The organism is Senegalimassilia sp., assembly GCF_977052095.1.
Map to the genome: position 1 here is coordinate 3,209 of NZ_CDRSTZ010000075.1, position 1,490 is coordinate 4,698.

Here is a 1,490-nt window from a genome sequence, read left to right on the forward strand (position 1 = left end):
GCCGGATTCAGCTCGGCGCAGGTTGCCGCCGCGCAGATGTGGTTCGCGTTTGCCCTGTTCGCCGTGCTGCTAGGCATCGATTTTGCCCGCGGACGCAGGTGGAGCGCCATCGGGCGCGCGAACACGGCCAAGCTGGTGGGCATCGGCGCCGTGACGTGCATCACGTCCATCTTCTACACGTACGCCATGAGCGTGCTGCCCGTGCCGCTGGCGTTGACGCTGCTGTTCCAGTTCACGTGGATCGGCACGGTAATCCAGGTTGCCATCACGCGCCGCCCGCCCGCTGCAAGCCAGGTGGTGTCGGCGCTGATCATCGTGTTCGGAACGGTGTTCGCAAGCGGGCTGTACGCCGCCGATCTTTCCAGCTGCAACCCATGGGGCATTGCCGCTGGGCTGGTTGCCGCCGTAAGCTGCGCGGCGTTCATGGCGCTTTCAGGCCATGTGCAGCCGGAATGCTCGCAGGCGCAGCGCGGGTTTCTTATCTGCGGCGGCGCGGTGGTGATGTCGCACCTCATTTGCCCCGACTTCATCGTGTCCGGCGTACTGGTGCAGGGCATCGCGCCGTTGGGCCTGGTCGCGGGCGCGTGCGGGTTCTTCCTGCCCGTGCTGTTGTTCAGCATCGGGACGCCGCATCTGCCCACGGGCCTGTCCACGGTGCTTGCGGCCTCCGAACTGCCGGCGGGGCTGTTCGTGGCCATGCTGGTGCTGGGCTCTCCCATTGGGCCGGTGGAGTGGGCCGGCGTGGGCATCATCCTGGCAGGCGTGTGCGTGTCGCAACTGCAGTTTTTGCCGAAACGGGGAAAGTAGGACCGCACTACCAGTTGCGGCCGACGGGCGCGCGTCGCGAAAATCGCTCATGTATGTGATTTAACTCGGCGACGCAAGCAAACGCTTCATTCACGGTTACGTTTCCCCAGGTCACAGCCACGCCATTAGTGACAATAGCCCGCCCGTTGTCAGCAAATCACATACATGAGCGATTTTTCGCGATATCTCTGTCTCAAGCGGTAAGGGTGCAGCGCTTCGTGCAACGGCGGGCTCGAGAAGCTCGGTAGCGAAAGCGGGTTCGTAAAGCTTTGGGCGTTGAAGCCCAAAGCTTGAAGGTCTGCAGATGAAAGACCGGTCAGACCAATTCTCGCGGCGTCGGTGACCTGGGGAAACGCAGTATAGCCTTTGGCGCTCGCGCCCGCACGCAAGAAAGAAGGGCCACTGGGCCTTGTTTAGCGCGTTAGCCCTTCTTCGGAAGCATTTGCGCTACCAGTTACGGCCTTCGCGGATTTCTACGACGTGGAGCGTGTCGCCGTCGACAGTGAAGCCGATGTCTTGACCCGCGTAGGCAAGGCGGTACACGCGCTTGGGCTCGTGCTTGCTGCCGGCGCGGCGCGGGTCTTGGCGCAGCACCTCCACAAGCCCGTCAAGCTTGCCCGGCGTGATTTGTTTCGCCAGGTCATCGGGGAAATCGACCGTAAGCTCGTGCCACGGCACCTCGT

At 63.1% G+C, this 1,490-nt stretch carries 1 protein-coding gene and 1 pseudogene; one reads left to right on the forward strand and one right to left on the reverse strand.

Translation table 11 applies throughout. The annotated features are described in order from the left end of the window. Window positions 1-807: EamA/RhaT family transporter (locus tag ACWI6D_RS09245; RefSeq protein ID WP_449134470.1), on the forward strand; the 807-nt coding region annotated here is incomplete at its 5' end. Window positions 808-1,254: 447 nt separating this feature from the next. Here ACWI6D_RS09245 and ACWI6D_RS09250 read toward each other — a convergent pair. Then, window positions 1,255-1,490: pseudogene (locus tag ACWI6D_RS09250) on the reverse strand (tRNA (N6-threonylcarbamoyladenosine(37)-N6)-methyltransferase TrmO); the annotation flags it as partial.